The organism is Pseudomonas sp. FP1742 (assembly GCF_030687145.1).
GTDB classification, from domain to species: domain Bacteria; phylum Pseudomonadota; class Gammaproteobacteria; order Pseudomonadales; family Pseudomonadaceae; genus Aquipseudomonas; species Aquipseudomonas frederiksbergensis_D.
Map to the genome: position 1 here is coordinate 6,113,059 of NZ_CP117460.1, position 16,531 is coordinate 6,129,589.

The window sequence follows — 16,531 nt, forward strand, 5'->3', positions numbered from 1 at the left end:
AGCGGCCCCAAATCGGCAAATGCGGTCATTCAGGAAAACCGCGATTGCAGGTTTCACGACTGCTTCGCAGCCGAACGGGGCGGTGCGGCGGTCCGACAAGCCCCCTCGCCACAACAAGCTCCAGGCCACAGGTAGCGGTGCTAGCCGAGGGCCGTCTTCTCCAGGTGTTGCAGGATGATCGGGTACACATCGACCACCGCATTCTTGCCGAACATGCAGTCGATATGCCCATAACCCGGTACCACATGCCGGCTGTAGCGCTCCGGTCCATGGACTTTGCACACCCGTTCATAGGTCTTGAGCGTGCTTTCCGGCAGGTAGCACTGGTTGTCCTCACCACTGATGAAACAGATCGGCATGGTCAACCGGTCAAAGTGCGGCATGTAGACGTCCTGGCCCTTGAAGTCCACCAGTTGGCCTTTGCGCAGGATCAGCGCCAGGTGCTCGAAGGTCTGCATGTTCGACTCGCCGAACAGTTCATGCAGGTTGTCGTGCAGGGTCTCGTTGAGCGTGTCGTGACGGTACAGCGACGCGTACATGAAGGTGATGCGATGGCACACCGGGTTGGTGCAGTAGCCCTGGGCCTCGATGCGGGCGTAACCATTGAGGGCCTTGTCGTAGAGTTTGTTGAACCAGCTCTCCTTGTTGTCGGCATACGCGGTGAGGGATTTGATGCCGATGGCGTCGAGCATCCCCGGTAAATGCAGGCCGGCCTTGAGCCCCGTTGCCGTGGCGACCACCGTATCGGCGGCGATCTGCGAACAGACCACCGAACGCACCCCCTGCAACCCGGCCAGCAGCGACATGAAGAACGTCGTCGCGCCGTAGCAATGCACCACGCACTGCACGTCGGCGGCGAGGGTTGCCTGCTGGATCAGTTCGATGGCGGCCTTGAAGTCATACTTCGCGATCTGGTCGCCGTTCCATTCCTTCTTGCTCACGGGCAACAGAATGCTCACCCGCAAATCCAGCAGCCAGACGTCGTACTCGTGCTTGCACAGGTATTCCAGCAGGTTGGTCTGGATGGTGTCGGTGGAGAAAATATTCGAGCCCACCCCCAAGCCATGCACCAGCATCACCGGCCCCTTGGTGCCGCCCTGATAGCGGGTCAGGCGTAGCTGGACATTGTCTTCGGTCTGGAAGAAATGCACGCTCGGGATTGGCGCATCCAGCGGCCGTTTCTGCCGGGGCGGTGCATCGGGGTTGAAGTAGATATCGCCCGCGAACACTCCACCGTAGCTCTCCCACAAAATGCCGGCGAAGAACTTGCCGAACCGCGCCAGCCCTTCAATGCGTTCGCGTTCGTTGCGCGCGTTGAGCACCTTCATGGTGGTCATCTGCTTGGCGAAATCGGCCGGCTGGATGTGCATCACCCCCGAGCCGATCACCTGGCCCGTCTTGTCCGGCCCGCGATACAGCGTCACGTAGAGGGTACTGGTGTCGTGCCAGACGTTCAGCACGCCGTTGTCTTCGGGCACGGTCTTGAATGCGCTGAAGTAATAATCGCTGCCGTCCTCGGCGGTCAGTTTCATGTCGTAGTTCATGTGCCGCACGCCGACCTGTTCCTGATATTCCTCGAACAGATTGAATACGCCATTGCTGGCGGTCAGCGGTTCGGGCGACAGCCCCGGCGCATCCAGGGTACCGACCAGCGTCGCGGCGTGCTCCGGCTCCTTGATCATGCGGTTGAGGTCATTGGCGGTGATGGTCAGGGTGAACTCGATCGGCGAGTTATCCGACTTGCCGCGTTTGGCCGCCGCTTCGTAGAGCTTGAGATCGGTGCCCTGCGGCTGGGTGAAGTCTTTGGAGAAATACCCCTTCATGGTTTCGGTGAACTGCACGCCGAGAGTCGGCGCCGCCACTGGTTTACGTGGTGCCGAGGGCAGCGTGTAGTCGATGTGCCAGCCGCGATCGGCGGCCAGCAGGCCCATGTTGCGCTCGCTCACGGCGGAGATGGTCAGCAGCGGATTGACCGCCAGGGAGGTCGGAATCACCGCGCCGTCAGCCACGTACAGCCCGGCATAGACATCGGTGCCGCTGGCGCCACTGAACACCTGGCCCTTGTGGTTGACCACGCCCTGCGTCGCATCCTCGCCCATCACACAACCACCCAACGGGTGAACGGAAACGATGCTGTGCTTGAGCAGCTCGGTCCAGATCGGATTCTCGACCCAGATCCCGCCCAAGGCCTTGGTGCTCTGGTGCAGGCGCTCATTGCCGATCTTGACGTTTTCCTGCTCGCCAACACCCGGCCAGTCGATGCGCAGCTGGTCGTTGCTGTCGAGCACCATGCGACCCTTGCCGTCGTCATGACTCATGATCAGATAGGTTTGCATGTTGTGCAGGGCGCCATGATACGGGCCACGCAGGAAGCTTTCGGCTTCGCGTTCGGCGTACTTGAGCTTGCCGGTGAAGCTGTCATCGCTGGGCTTGCCGATCAACCCGGCGAACGCGGCCATGCTCGGCACCATGGGCCGTCCGAGAGCCCCGGGGATCGAGCCTTCTTCGATAACCATGCGACTGCGCCAGTCGCCTTCGGTGCGCATGTCGATGATCGAGGTGATGCACGGGCCGACCGGTTTCATTTCCTTGGCCGGATGGGCACCGAAACCGATGCCGTTGATCGTTTCATCGCAGTTGTGGCCAAAACCGAGGATGTCGCCGTTGCCGCTCATGTTTTCGCCGAGCTGACTGGACGTCGACAAACCTTTGTCTCGAGAGCGCAGGAGGATTTCGGTGGAACCCAGGGTGCCGGCCGACACCACGACAATGTCAGCCTTGACGAACAGCGTCGGCGCGGAGAATTTCTCGCGGCCGCTGTCCAGGTATTGGAAATGCACGATCCAGCCGTCGCCGTCGCGCTCCAGATGCCGCACCTCGGCCTGGCAGAAAATTTCCGCGCCGTGGTTCCAGGCATCCGGCAAATAATTCATCAGCGTGGTGTTCTTGGCCTTGTTGTTACAGCCCGAAACGCAGTCGCCGCAGTGGTTGCACGGCAGCTGCTCGACACCGACGTGGTTGAGGTTGTTGGGCAGTTTGTCGAAGGTCACGTTGATTGGCGGTTTATAAAAGTGCGCGTCTTGCTTGAGGTAGTCGGCGGACTTTTTGTTGGCCTCCAGTTTCGGCAACGTCGGCGAAGTGCTTGGATAGGGATTGGGCTTGAGCATTTCCCGAGCCCGGGCGTAACCGTCCTTGAGCAGCGTGTCACGATGTTCACGTACCGCCTGCGGCCAGCGCGGGTCGTCGAATACGCCGGGCTCCGGCTCCAGCGCGACGTTGGCGTTGATCAGCGAAGTGCCGCCCAGACCACAACCGACCACCACGTTCTGCTGAGCATTGACGTGCAGGTCGAACAGCCCGGTGCGCGAACCGATGTGGCCGTCCGGGTCATGCACTTGCAGCTCTTCAGTGGCCGCCAGCATCGTATTGGGGTATTCGCCAGGCTGGATTTCCCGGCCCCGCTCCAGCAGGCATACCCGCTTGCCGGCCCGGGACAGGCGCGACGCCGCGATCCCGCCGCCGTAGCCGGAGCCGATGACGATCACGTCGTAATGTTCCTTGATGTCGCTGATGGGCGTGGCGATCCGTGTCATGGGTCATTTCCTCTCAGGCAGATGGGCAACTCTGTGGTTGCCTGCAATCGATAGACGAACGAACGCCTGGTCACCGGGCACGGTCGGGCCTCAATGGCAGCGGCGTCAGGGCATAAGGGGGGCCAGGCGCTATAGACGAGCGCGCTGATTGGCGGCGCGACGGTGAATCCGCTTGTGCAACAAGGTGGCGGATGTCGGAACACAGGTCGTGCAGGGGCTGGGGTGCGAATGTGGCTGCGAGCGATGTGGCTGGCTATCCATCACGCGTTCTCCCTGAACCAGATGTGGATAAAGCGGTGGCTGTCCTTGTGCCATGAGAGTGAAGACAGGCGACAGATCGAAGTCAAGGAAGTGCCTTAGAACTGTATGAAATCTGATCTATCGCGTTCCAGCCTAAGCGGGCCGTGGCTTGCAGGGTTCAGCGAACAAGTTATCCACACCTCCACCCACAGCAAATGGGGACAACTGTGGATGGCAGGCGAAATTTCCGCACAAAAACCGAAGAAAAACCGTGACTTATCCAGAAGCAGGGTTTGAGCCGGGCACTGGTTACTTTTTGACCAGAAGCTTGTAGACCACGTTTTACAGGGCGTACAGAGGATGGCGAACACCTTATCCACAGAAGCACCAACAGACTTTGGGGGCAACTTTACGGGTTCTGTGGAAAACCGCTGAAAGCCGCGAGAATTCGGGGTTTGCGGGAGGTTTAGGGAGAGATAACGCCGAATTGAACAATATTTGATCAACCCAGTGAAAGCCTTGATCTGTATGGCCTGTAACGGACAACGAACATCTTATCCACAGAAGCGCCAACAGAGATTGGGGGCAAGTATCGGCCCGTGAGCGACGTCACTCTGTGGAAAAAGCTCGAAAAAACCGTGGCTTAGGCTGGTTGTTTTTTGTACGGAGGGCTGCAGGGCTTGATTGGCATGGGGTGTAGCGAGGGGCGAACATGTTATCCACAGAAGCGCTAACAGGGATTGTGGGTAACCGCGGTGGATTGTTGGGGTGCACACAATCTTGATCTACATCGAACCATGTGGGAGCAGGCTTGCTCGCGAAGGCGGCGGGTCAGTCGGCATCGACGTTGAATGTCAGTCAGTCTTCGCGAGCAAGCCCGCTCCCACACGGATTGGGTTCATGCCTTAAGGCCGATACATCAGATAGGCTTCCCCCGTGACCCGAATCATTGGGTGAGGCGTGATCTGGCAGGTATCGACGATCCGGAAGCCATGCCGCTCATAAAACCGTCGGGCGCCGGTGTTCGCCGCGTAGTCGATCAGGCTCAAACCGTTGAGCCCCAACTGGTTGGCACGGTCGTAGGCGTAGGCGAGGAATTGTTTGCCCAACCCCTGATTACGCCAGCCCTCATGCAGGGCCAGGCTCGAAATATAAAGGGTGTCGGGGATTTCCATCGTGGCATACGGCGCCAGGACCGGATCGGTCACGGGAGCGGCCTGAGGATCGTAGCGCATCACGTAGCTGTGCAGCATGCCGATGACCTTTCCCTCGGCCTGTGCGATCAGGCAGTTCTGATAGGAGAAATCGACGTCTTCACGAGCGTAACGACTGGCGCCGACCTCCAGCAAATCCTGGCCTGGCTTTGCCAGTTGGCTCCAGATGTAATCCGCCGCACCTTCTGATGAAATCTGAAACAAGCGAGCAATCTCCCGCGCATCCGCGCGCAGGGCCGAACGAAACTCAACTGCCATATACCGGACTCCACAGGGCCGTTAGCGAACCACGCCTTCTTCAATCAGCAACTTGAGGATGGCTTCAGCGCCCGCCTGCGCGGTCACACCCTTGAGCACCTGCCCGCCACCGCCACTGGCCTTGGCGGTCGCGGCCTTCATGCGGTCGGCACCGCTCTTGGCCTTGATCACCTTCAGGCGTTTAGGCCGTGGCTTGGCCGGTTGCAACGTGGCCACCGCCAGCAGTTCATCGTCGACCACTTCCACTTCATCCGCCTGCAACACCCCGCGCCGCGCCGGACCGTAGGCGCTTTGCCGAGGCTTGGGCGCTGCGTTATCCACAGTCGCCAGAAACGGCAGGCGCACTTTCAAGCGACGGCGCTGACCTCGAGGCAAGGCCTGCAGCACCAGCGCCGAACCGCCGTCGATGGATTCGACTTGCGCCAAACCCACCACCAGCGGCCAGCCGAGGCTTTCGGCCAGCAGGAACGGCAACATGCCCGAGCCTTCACCGGTTTCCGCCTGGCTGCCGGTCAACACCACCTGCGCCCCGGCGTCACGCAAATAGTCGGTCAACGCTGGCAGCGCATCCGCGCCGACCGGTTGTTCCAGCACATGCAACTGTTCCAGGCCCATGCCCAGATAGGCGCGTAGCGCCGGTTCCGCGACGTCGCCGGCGTGCAGCACTTGCAGGTTATCCCCAGCCAGTTGCAGACCCAGCTCAACGGCCCGCGCGTCCTGCTCGGCGCGGCGTGGCCGGCCGGAGGTCGGGTGGGCGCCGATGGACACCAGGCTGATGATTTTCGTGCTCATAACCCTTTCCTTCCCTTAAGCCGCATCGCGCTTGGCGTCGTTGCGGTAAGCCTCTACCGCATCGATCAAGGCTTGAAGAATCTCGGCGCTCTCGCCGATCACCGACAGGTCGGCCCGTTTGATCATGTCGCAGCCCGGATCGAGGTTGATCGCCACCACCTTGTCGCAGGCACCGATGCCTTGCAGGTGCTGGATCGCCCCGGAAATCCCCACCGCCACGTAAACCCGTGCGGTGACCCAGGTGCCGGACGCGCCAACCTGACGGTCACGCGCCATGAAACCATCGTCCACCGCCACCCGCGATGCCCCTTCGGTCGCGCCCAACGCTTCGGCCGTCCTGTGGAAAAGTCCCCAGTCCTTGACCCCGTTGCCGCCCGAGAAAATGAACTCGGCTTCGGCCATCGGAATCGCCGCCGGGTCCACCGCCACCGCGCCCAGATCTTCGATCCGCGACAGGCTGCGAGCGACCGCTGTGGATAACTCCACCGGCAACGCTTCGTGACGGGTTTCGCTGACCGGTTCGGCGCATTCGGCAGCCGCCAGAATCAGGCGTGCCACTGGCCGCGCAAGGTCCTGCAAACCGGCACCGGCACGGCCGATGCATTCCTGATCCTTGACCTGCCAGACCCGTGTGGCCGGGCGCTCGCCCAGCGCGGCAGCAAAACGCCGACCCAGTTCGCCGCCACCGCTGCGGCTGTCCGGCAGCAACCAGTGACGCGGGCTGAACTGGTTATCCACAGCCCGCAGGCCCTGGACCCGTTGTTCCGGTGCATAACCGCTGAATTCGTCGCCTTCCAGTACCAGCAAGCGGTCGACGCCCGCCGTGGCGAAGGCGTTTTCCTTGTGCTCACCGAAGACCACGGCCAGTACCGCGCCGTCGTTGCCGGCCAACTGATGGGCCAGGCCGAGCAAGTCGCGGTCGTGGCTGCTCAAGCGGCCGCCGACCATGTCCGGCACCACGCTGATGTAGAACGCGGGGGCAGCCACTTGATGCAGCGGCAATTGCACTTCAACCGCCGCCGAGCGTTTAGTCGCCCCGCCCTGCTGAGCGCCACTGCGGTCAATCCGCTTGATGCCGTTGGGGCCGATAAAACCGATCCCGTGAGGATTCTTGCGGATGATGCCGTTCGGCCCCATCCAGCTGTGTTGTGCCGGTTGCATGGCCGCGTGCAGCGGGTGCAGACGGTTACGGGCGATCCATTCAGCGCGAGGGTCGCGGCGGATTATGTCGCTCATCAATGCACCTCCGCAGGTTCACGTTTGGCCGGTGCCGAAGGCTTTCCCGGCGCGGCGTCTTCGAGCAACGCATCGGCTACCAGTTCGGCAATGTCCTTGATCAACGGCCGTGGCTCGACCACGCCTTCAAGCATCGCGGTGCACTGTGGACAACCCACGGCCACCAGTTCGGCGCCGGTTTCGCGGATGTCTTCCATGCGCATGTCAGGGATCCGTTGCTTGCCCGGAATGTCGGTGATCGGCGCACCGCCACCACCGCCGCAGCAGCGCGAACGGAATCCGGAACGTTGCATTTCCTTGATCTCGATGCCCAGGGCGCGCAGCACTTCACGCGGTGCCTCGTACTCGCCGTTGTAGCGGCCGAGGTAGCACGGGTCGTGATAGGTCACGCTGCTGCCTTTGTGCTGGCCAAGGTTCAGTGCGCCTTCGCCAATGATCTCCGCCATGTACGTGCTGTGGTGCTGCACGAGGTAGTTGCCGTCGAAGGCGCCGTACTCGTTTTTCAGCACATGGAAGCTGTGCGGGTCGCAGGTGACGATGCGGTTGAAACGGTATTTGGCCAGGGTCTGGATGTTGCGTTTGGCCAACAGCTGGAAGGTCGCTTCATCGCCCAGACGCCGGGCCACGTCACCGCTGTCGCGCTCTTCAAGCCCCAGCACCGCGAAGTCGACCTTGGCCGCTTTCAGCACTTTGACGAAGGCGCGCAGGGTGCGCTGGTTGCGCATGTCGAAGGCACCGTCGCCGACCCAGAACAGCACGTCGGTGGTTTTCTTTTCGCTGAGCAGGTTCAGGTTCAGATCCGCCGCCCAGTTCATCCGCCCGCCCGGCGCGAAGCCGCCCGGGTTGTCGGTGGCGATCAGGTTTTCCAGGACCTCGGCGCCCTTGTTCGGGGTCGCGCCTTTTTCCAGGGTCAGATGGCGGCGCATGTCGACGATGGCATCGACGTGCTCGATCATCATCGGGCATTCCTCGACGCAGGCACGGCAGGTGGTGCAGGACCACAGGGTTTCAGCGTCCACCAGACCGTTGACGATCGGTTGATGCGGGTTGCCGGAGTGCTCACCGATCGGCTTGCCGGGATATGGGCTGCCGGCAAACTTGGCATCGGTGCCACCGGCCAGGCCGACGACCATGTCCTGAATCAGTTTTTTCGGGTTCAGCGGCTGGCCGGCAGCAAATGCCGGGCACGCGGCTTCGCATTTACCGCACTGCACGCAGGCATCGAAGCCGAGCAGTTGGTTCCAGGTGAAATCCTTGGGTTTTTCCACGCCCAGTGGCGCGGTCGGATCATTCAGGTCCAGTGGTTTCAAACCAGTGGAACGGCCGCCACCAAAACGTTCGGCGCGACGGTGCCAGGCCAGGTGCAGGGCACCGGCGAAGGCATGCTTCATCGGCCCGCCCCAGGTCATGCCGAAAAACAGTTCCGACACACCCCACAGCACACCGACGCCGAGGATCGCCGCCAGTACCCAGCCACCGAAGTTTTCCGGAAGGATGCCCGCCACTGGCAGGGTCAACAGGAAGAACGACGCCGAGAATGCCAGCAGACTTTTCGGCAGGCGCATCCACGGACCTTTGGACAACCGGGCCGGTGGGTTGCGGCGGCGCAGGAAGACAAAGATCGCACCGACGAACATCACCGCCGTCATCAACAGCAGGGCATAACCGAGGATGCGGTTATGCAGGCCGAAACCGTGAACCAGAATCGCCAGCACAATGGACGCCACCGCACCACCGGCCGTGGCGACGTGGGTATTGGCGATGTATTTGTCCCGCGCGACGACGTGGTGCAAATCGACCATGTAACGCTTGGGCATGGCGAACAGACCGCCGATCAGGTCGACTTTCGAAGCCCGGCCCTGACGCCACATAGCCACCCGCCGCAACGCGCCCAGGACAGCCAGGCCCAGGGCAGCGAACAACAGGATTGGAAGAAGGGTGTTCAACATGTGGAGCTCCCAAAGACCGCAGGGTCTTGCAGGCCAAACTACCTGGATGCCTTGCTCGATTCCTGTGGGAGCGGGCTTGCTCGCGAAAGCGGTGGGTCAGTCGACATCAATGTCGGTTGACAGATTGCATTCGCGAGCAAACCCGCTCCCACTTAGGTTTCCACAAGCTCTTAGAAATCCTTGCACAACCGCAACGCGTCATAGATCGCCGCGTGGGTGTTGCGCTGGGCCACGCAATCGCCGATGCGGAACAGCAAGTAGCCGTCGCCCGCCTGGCTCAGCGAAGGTTGTGGCTTGATCGCGAACAGGGCTTCGATGTCCATCTGGCCTTTGTTGCGCGAGCCTTCCTTCATGGCGTAGTAGATTTCTTCGTCCGGACGCACGCCGTTCTCGACGACCACCTGGTCCACCACCCGCTCCTCTTTGGCGCCGGTGTATTCGTTTTCCAGTACCGCCACCAGCTTGTCGCCTTCGCGATAGACCTTTTCCAGCATCATGTCGCCGGTCATGATCACTTCTTTCGGGTACATGCTGCGGTAGTAAGTCGGGAACGAGGTGCCGCCAATCGCTACGCCCGGCTTGATGTCGTCAGTGACGATCTCGACCTGGCTGCCCTTGTCGGCGAGGAAGTCGGCGGTCGACATCCCGGTGAACTCGCAAATGGTGTCGTAGACCAGCACATTCTTGCCCGGTGCAACCTTGCCGTCGAGGATGTCCCAGCTGCTGACCACCAGGCCTTCAGCCGCGCCCCAGTGCTCGTTCTGCTCCAGGAACGGATGGCCGCCAACGGCAAGCACCACCACGTCCGGACGCAGGTCGAGAATGGTCGCCGCATCCGCCGCCACGCCCAGGCGCAGGTCGACTTTCAAACGCGCCAGTTCCAGCTGGAACCAGCGGGTGATACCGGCAATCTGGTCCCGTTGCGGGGCTTTCGAGGCGGTGGTGATCTGCCCGCCGATGAATTCTTTCTTCTCGAACAGGGTCACGTCGTGGCCGCGTTCAGCCGATACGCGAGCCGCTTCCATCCCGGCAGGACCGGCACCGACCACCACGACTTTGCGCTTCGGCCCGGTGGATTTCTCGATGATGTGCGGCACGCCCATGTATTCACGGGAGGTCGCGGCGTTCTGGATGCACAAGACGTCCAGGCCCTGGTACTGACGGTCGATACAGTAGTTGGCGCCCACGCACTGTTTGATCTGGTCGACCTGGCCCATCTTGATCTTGGCGATCAGGTGCGGGTCGGCGATGTGCGCGCGGGTCATGCCGACCATGTCGACGTAACCGCCTTCCAGGATACGGGTCGCCTGGTTCGGGTCCTTGATGTTCTGCGCGTGCAGCACGGGAGCCTTCACCACTTCCTTGATACCGGCGGCCAGGTGCAGGAACGGCTCCGGTGGATAACTCATGTTCGGAATAACGTTGGCCAGGGTGTTGTGGGTGTCGCAACCCGAGCCCACGACGCCGATGAAGTCGATCATGCCGGTGTCGTCGTAGTACTTGGCGATCTGCTTCATGTCCTCATGGCTCAGGCCATCAGGGTGGAACTCGTCACCACAGATACGGATGCCGACGCAGAAGTCCGGACCGACTTCCTTGCGTACAGCCTTGATCACTTCCAGGCCGAAACGCATACGGTTCTCGAAGCTGCCGCCCCATTCGTCGGTACGCTTGTTGACCCGCGGGCTCCAGAACTGGTCGATCATGTGCTGGTGCACGGCAGACAGCTCGACGCCATCCAGGCCACCGGCCTTGGCCCGTGCCGCGGCGCTGGCGTAGTTGCCGATCACCCGCCAGATTTCTTCCGGCTCGATGGTTTTGCAGGTCGCGCGGTGCACCGGTTCACGGATGCCCGACGGCGACAACAGGGTTGGCCAATGCTCGCCGTCCCAGCGGGAGCGGCGACCCATGTGGGTAATCTGGATCATGATCTTGGCGCCATGCTTGTGCATGGCATCAGCCAGGTTCTGGAAGTGCGGAATGATCCGGTCGTCGGCCAGGTTGACCGACTTCCACCAGCCTTGCGGGCTGTCGATGGCCACACTGGAGGAACCGCCGCAAATCGCCAGGCCGATCCCGCCCTTGGCTTTCTCTTCGTAATACTTGACGTACCGGTCGGTGGTCATGCCGCCGTCGGTGGCGTAGACCTCGGCGTGCGCGGTGCTGAGCACGCGGTTGCGGATGGTCAGTTTGCCGATCTGGATCGGCTGGAACATTGCTTCGAAAGCCATGGCGGGGTCCTCGACTTACAACGGCTTGACGGTGAACAAACCGTCGTCGTGGCCTTCTTCGGAGCCACCGTAGACTTGTTCGGCGACGGTGCGGATCTTGCTGCCGCGAGCGGCCAGGATCTGATCCATGGCGCCGGCGAACCAGCCAGTGAACATGTAGTCGACCTTGCGCCCGACCTTGCCGTACACGTAGACGAATGCGGAGTGTTCGAGCTTGACGCTGGCGGTGCCTTTGTCGAGGTCGATGTCCTGGATCTTGAACAGGCCCCAGCCGCGCTGCGACAGGCGCTTCATGTAGTGCTCGAACACCGCGACGCCTTCCAGGCCGTGGCATTCGGCTTCTTTTTCACACCAGTGCCAGGCGGACTTGTAGCCGGCCTTGTAGAGGATTTCGGCGTAGGCGTCGGCCCCCAGCACTTCCTCGATGCCCATGTGGTTGTTGACGAAGAAATGGCGCGGCACATACAGCATCGGCAGGGCGTCGGAGGTCCAGACACCGGTTTCGCTGTCGACTTCGATTGGCAATTGCGGGGCGATCTTGGCCATGGAAACTTAACTCCAGAAAATTCGTTGTGTTGCCCCCGGCACGGACGGCCGGGGGAAAGGATTCTTCAGATGCGGCGGCTTACTCGCCCCAAACGTCTTTGAGGACGTTGACCCAGTTCTCGCCCATGATCTTGCGCACCACGCGCTCGGAATGGCCGCGCTTGAGCAGGGTCTCGGTCAGGTTCGGGAACTCGCCCACGGTGCGGATGCCCAGCGGGTTGATGATCTTGCCGAAGCTGGTCAGACGGCGGGCGTAGCCCTTGTCATGGGTCAGGTATTCGAAGAAGTCCTGGCCATGGCCCTGGGTGAAGTCGGTGCCGATGCCGATGGCGTCTTCGCCGACGATGTTCATGGTGTATTCGATGGCTTCGGCGTAGTCGTCGATGGTCGAATCGATGCCTTTGGCCAGGAACGGCGCGAACATGGTCACGCCGACGAAACCGCCGTGATCGGCGATGAACTTCAGTTCTTCATCGGATTTGTTGCGCGGGTGCACTTTCAGGCCCGACGGCAGGCAATGGGAGTAGCAGACCGGCTTCTTGGATTCGAGGATGACTTCCTCGGAAGTCTTCGAACCGACGTGGGACAGGTCGCACATGACCCCGACGCGGTTCATCTCGGCAACGATTTCGCGACCGAAACCCGACAGGCCGCCATCGCGCTCGTAGCAACCGGTACCCACCAGGTTCTGGGTGTTGTAGCACATCTGAACGATACCGACGCCCAGCTGCTTGAAGATCTCGACATAGCCGATCTGGTCTTCGAAAGCATGAGCATTCTGGAAACCGAACAGGATGCCGGTCTTGCCCTGCTCCTTGGCTTTGCGGATGTCGGCGGTGGTGCGCACCGGAATCACCAGGTCGCTGTTCTCGCGAATCAGCTTCTGGCTGGCGGCGATGTTGTTGACGGTGGCCTGGAAGCCCTCCCACACCGACACGGTGCAGTTGGCCGCGGTCAGGCCGCCCTTGCGCATGTCTTCGAACAGTTCACGGTTCCACTTGGCAATAATCAGCCCGTCGATAACGATGCTGTCGGCGTGCAATTCGGCTGGGCTCATCAGGCTGTCCCCTATTAGCGATTCATGCGCCGAATCGTCTGCCGGCGCTTTGGGGCCAGCATATGCCTGAGGGACGGGGCAGCCGGGTGCAAAAACGACAGGGGAATTGCCGAAAGCGTCAATCCGCGACAAAGGGTCGCCAACCGACGTAATTACCTACCTGTTCAAGCCCGTCCGCATGGGCCAGAATTCGCCGCATCACTGAATGTTTCACTGAATTAAGGGCGGCGACGCAATGAAATCGATCTTGCTGGCTTTGGTACTGATAGCGACTGGCGTACAGGCGGCCGAAGAGGCCGACGACAACCCCTGCGACGCCGTCGAAAACGAAGTCCAGACCCTGGAATGCTCGGCGTACAGCAGAAACACCGCCGAACAGCTTCTGAACGACAACTATCAAAACCTGAACGAGCGCATGCAAACGCGCTACGGCAGTAACAAGGCGCAACTGTCCGACATCACCGCCAAAATCAAGACCGCGCAACAGCAGTGGCTGAAAACCCGGGATGCCGATTGCGCGGTGGAAGCGTTCCCGGCGACGAGCGGCAGTAAAGCCTTCAACATTGCGCAAAACGATTGCGTGGCGCGGATGAGTGACGAGCGGTCGGAGTTTTTGGAGTCGATTGGGCAGGAGTAAAAAGCTGCCACAGCGGTTGACATAAACACTTGCCAACTTGAGCTGTAAGCTGCACGTCATCAGCCAGTAAAGGGATTCAAATGAAAATCTGCGGTATCGAAATCAAAGGCAGCGAAGCAATCCTTGCCGTGGCCTCCCTCGACGATCAGGGGCTGACTCACGTCGCGCTGGCCACCAAGAAAATCGCCCTCGACGATGACGAAGAAGCCGCCAACGTCAAACTCTTTGCTGCTCAGGTGGCGTCGTTTGTGCGCGAGAATTCCATCGACCGGATCGCGATCAAGAAGCGCAGCAAGAAAGGTGAATTCGCCGGTGGGCCGACCACGTTCAAGATCGAAGGGGTTTTCCAGTTGCTGGAAAATTGCGAGGTGACGCTGCTGTCGCCGCAAACCATCAATGCGCAGAGCAAGAAGTTCAATTTCGAACTGCCGGCCACGCTGAACAAGTATCAGCATGAGGCTTACAAAGCGGCCTGCTCGGCGCTGATGAAGAAGTAAGGCTGGCACGGACTTTCAGAGCAGCGCAGATCTGAATGTGGGAGCGGGCTTGCTCGCGAAGGCGGCTGATCATTCAACATTGATGTCGACTGATCCAGCGCTTTCGCGAGCAAGCCCGCTCCCACATTTTGTCTTGTGTCTGGCCTGGAACGCAGTCAGACCACCTCCCGCCCGTCCCCCAACCGTCGCCGATCCTCCCGCGGGCACCGCTCAAACCTCGCCCGATAACTGCGGGTGAAATACGATGGCGATTCAAACCCGCAGGCGATGCTCACCTCCAGCACGCTCATGTCCGTCTGGCGCAGCAGCTGCCGCGCCTTCTCCAGCCGCAGGCGCAAGTAGAAATTGCTCGGTGTGTCGTTCAGGTGCAGGCGAAACAAGCGTTCTAGCTGACGCCGGGTCACTTTGATCGATTCCGCCAGCTCCAAAGTGCTGAGCGGCGGTTCGCTGTGCTGTTCCATCTCCCCAATGACATGCACCAGTTTCTTGTTGCTGATGCCATATCGCGTGGCGACTTCCATGCGTTGGTGGTCTTTGCGCGGGCGGATGCGGCCGAGTACGAATTGCTCGCTGACCTGAATCGCCAGCTCCGGGCCGTGGGCCTGGGCGATGAGGTCGAGCATCAGGTCGATGGAAGCGGTGCCGCCGGCAGAAGTGATGCGTCGGCGGTCGATCTCGAACAGCTCCTGGGTGACGCTCAGCTGTGGGTAAGATTCCTTGAAGGCGTCGATCGCTTCCCAGTGCAGGGTCAGGCGATGGCCGTCGAGCAGGCCGGCTTCAGCGAGGATGAAACTGCCGGTGTCGATGGCACCGAGGGTCACGCCTTCGTTGTCCAGCCGACGTAGCCAATGCTCCAGGGCCGGGGTGGCGAACTTCAGCGGTTCGAAACCGGCGACCACCAGCAAGGTCGCGCCTTTCTTCAGCGGCTCCAGCGCCGCATCAGCGTTGACCGACATACCGTTACTGGCCAGAACCGCCCCGCCATCGGCGCTCAACACATGCCAGCGATACAGCTCGCCACGAAAGCGATTGGCGACCCGCAACGGCTCGATGGCCGAGATAAAACCGATCGCCGAAAAACCCGGCATCAACAAGAAGTAGAAATCCTGGGACATGGAGCGCACTCGACTGGCAGGTAACGAGAGGGCGGGTAGCGTGTGGATGTTGATACGCCACTTGCAAGCGGCATTCAAGTGCGCAGGTCGCCGCAGTGCAAGAGCTGGTCGCCGCAGTGCGTTTTCACGGGGGCTTTGCTGCGTAACTTGGCATCACCGGCGCATCAGACACCGGACCCCACAATAAACGACCTGCCGAGGAACCCCGACATGAAACGACTGATCAGCAGCTGTGTTCTTGCACTCAGCGGTACCGCTTTCTTGAGCGCCAGTGTCATGGCGGCCGAACCCGCGTCGTGCCAGAACGTGCGCATGGGCGTAGTGAACTGGACCGACGTGATCGCCACCAGCGCCATGACCCAGGTCCTGCTCGACGGCCTCGGCTACAGCACCAAACAAACCAGCGCCTCCCAGCAAATCGTCTTTGCCGGCATTCGCGACCAGCGCCTGGATGTGTTCCTGGGCTACTGGAACCCGCTGATGACCCAGACCATCACGCCGTTTGTCGATGCCAAGCAGGTCAAAGTGCTTGAGGCGCCAAGCCTCAAGGACGCCCGCGCCACCCTGGCAGTACCGACTTACCTTGCCGACAAGGGCCTGAAAACCTTCGCCGACATCGCCAAATTCGAGAAAGAGCTGGGCGGCAAGATTTACGGCATCGAACCTGGCTCGGGCGCCAACACCCAGATCAAGGCGATGATCGCCAAGAACCAGTTTGGCCTCGGCAAGTTCCAGCTGGTCGAGTCCAGCGAAGCCGGCATGCTGGCGGCAGTAGATCGCGCGGTACGCCGCAAGGAAGCCGTGGTGTTCTTCGGCTGGGCACCGCACCCGATGAACGTCAATGTGAAGATGACCTACCTCACCGGCAGCGACGACGCCCTCGGCCCGAACGAAGGCATGGCCACGGTCTGGACCGTCACCGCGCCGAAATACGCCGAACAGTGCCCGAACGTCGGTCGCTTGCTGAGCAACCTGACATTCACCGCCGAAGACGAGAGCCGCATGATGCAGCCGCTGCTGGATCACAAGGACGCCTTCGAATCGGCCAAACAATGGCTCAAGGATCACCCGCAAGACAAGCAACGCTGGCTCGAAGGTGTGACCACTTTCGATGGCAAACCAGCCGCTGAAAACCTGAAGCTGACCAGTAAATAGAACCGAAATGA

The 16,531-nt window shown here is 61.0% G+C and carries 12 protein-coding genes; 3 read left to right on the forward strand and 9 right to left on the reverse strand.

Features of this window, described 5'->3' with window-relative positions:
* Window positions 1-140: 140 nt before the first annotated feature.
* The 8 genes from PSH64_RS27800 to PSH64_RS27835 all read right to left on the reverse strand — a co-directional run bounded on the left by PSH64_RS27800 (window position 141) and on the right by PSH64_RS27835 (window position 13,116).
* Window positions 141-3,593 carry a GMC oxidoreductase gene (locus tag PSH64_RS27800; protein ID WP_305479256.1) on the reverse strand — a complete coding sequence of 1,151 codons (3,453 nt, stop codon included), beginning with the start codon at window positions 3,591-3,593 and terminating at the stop codon, window positions 141-143.
* 1,145 nt (window positions 3,594-4,738) lie between these two features.
* Window positions 4,739-5,305: a GNAT family N-acetyltransferase gene (locus tag PSH64_RS27805; RefSeq protein ID WP_105340897.1), complete on the reverse strand. Its 567-nt coding sequence runs from the start codon at window positions 5,303-5,305 to the stop codon at window positions 4,739-4,741.
* Between the two features lie 21 nt (window positions 5,306-5,326).
* Complete coding sequence (locus PSH64_RS27810) at window positions 5,327-6,097, reverse strand: electron transfer flavoprotein subunit beta (RefSeq protein ID WP_019650283.1); 771 nt, start codon at window positions 6,095-6,097, stop codon at window positions 5,327-5,329.
* Between the two features lie 15 nt (window positions 6,098-6,112).
* Entirely contained in the window at window positions 6,113-7,333 is a 1,221-nt protein-coding gene (locus PSH64_RS27815) for an electron transfer flavoprotein subunit alpha/FixB family protein (protein WP_105340895.1), read from the reverse strand.
* Window positions 7,333-9,282 (reverse strand): dimethylglycine demethylation protein DgcB, encoded by a 1,950-nt coding sequence (gene dgcB / locus PSH64_RS27820; RefSeq protein ID WP_105340894.1) that lies wholly within the window; start codon window positions 9,280-9,282, stop codon window positions 7,333-7,335. Before dgcB ends, PSH64_RS27815 begins: the two co-directional genes overlap by 1 nt.
* Window positions 9,283-9,452: 170 nt before the next feature.
* Window positions 9,453-11,513: a dimethylglycine demethylation protein DgcA gene (gene dgcA, locus PSH64_RS27825; protein WP_086944436.1), complete on the reverse strand. Its 2,061-nt coding sequence runs from the start codon at window positions 11,511-11,513 to the stop codon at window positions 9,453-9,455.
* A 15-nt stretch (window positions 11,514-11,528) separates the two neighbouring features.
* Window positions 11,529-12,059, reverse strand: coding sequence for a DUF5943 domain-containing protein (locus tag PSH64_RS27830; protein ID WP_007926354.1), 531 nt, complete (start codon window positions 12,057-12,059; stop codon window positions 11,529-11,531).
* Between the two features lie 79 nt (window positions 12,060-12,138).
* A complete protein-coding gene (locus PSH64_RS27835; RefSeq protein WP_105340893.1) occupies window positions 12,139-13,116 on the reverse strand; it encodes a dipeptidase in 978 nt (325 codons plus the stop codon).
* Window positions 13,117-13,351: 235 nt separating this feature from the next.
* Between PSH64_RS27835 and PSH64_RS27840 the strand changes: the two genes are divergently transcribed.
* Both PSH64_RS27840 and PSH64_RS27845 read left to right on the forward strand, forming a co-directional pair.
* Window positions 13,352-13,753, forward strand: a complete 402-nt coding sequence (locus PSH64_RS27840) for a lysozyme inhibitor LprI family protein (protein ID WP_105340891.1) — start codon at window positions 13,352-13,354, stop codon at window positions 13,751-13,753.
* Between the two features lie 80 nt (window positions 13,754-13,833).
* Window positions 13,834-14,250: a DUF3010 family protein gene (locus tag PSH64_RS27845; protein ID WP_105340890.1), complete on the forward strand. Its 417-nt coding sequence runs from the start codon at window positions 13,834-13,836 to the stop codon at window positions 14,248-14,250.
* Between the two features lie 155 nt (window positions 14,251-14,405).
* Here PSH64_RS27845 and PSH64_RS27850 read toward each other — a convergent pair whose 3' ends face one another.
* A complete protein-coding gene (locus tag PSH64_RS27850; protein ID WP_105340889.1) occupies window positions 14,406-15,365 on the reverse strand; it encodes a GlxA family transcriptional regulator in 960 nt (319 codons plus the stop codon).
* A gap of 210 nt (window positions 15,366-15,575) precedes the next feature.
* Between PSH64_RS27850 and PSH64_RS27855 the strand changes: the two genes are divergently transcribed.
* A complete protein-coding gene (locus PSH64_RS27855; protein ID WP_105340888.1) occupies window positions 15,576-16,520 on the forward strand; it encodes a choline ABC transporter substrate-binding protein in 945 nt (314 codons plus the stop codon).
* Window positions 16,521-16,531 lie beyond the last annotated feature (11 nt).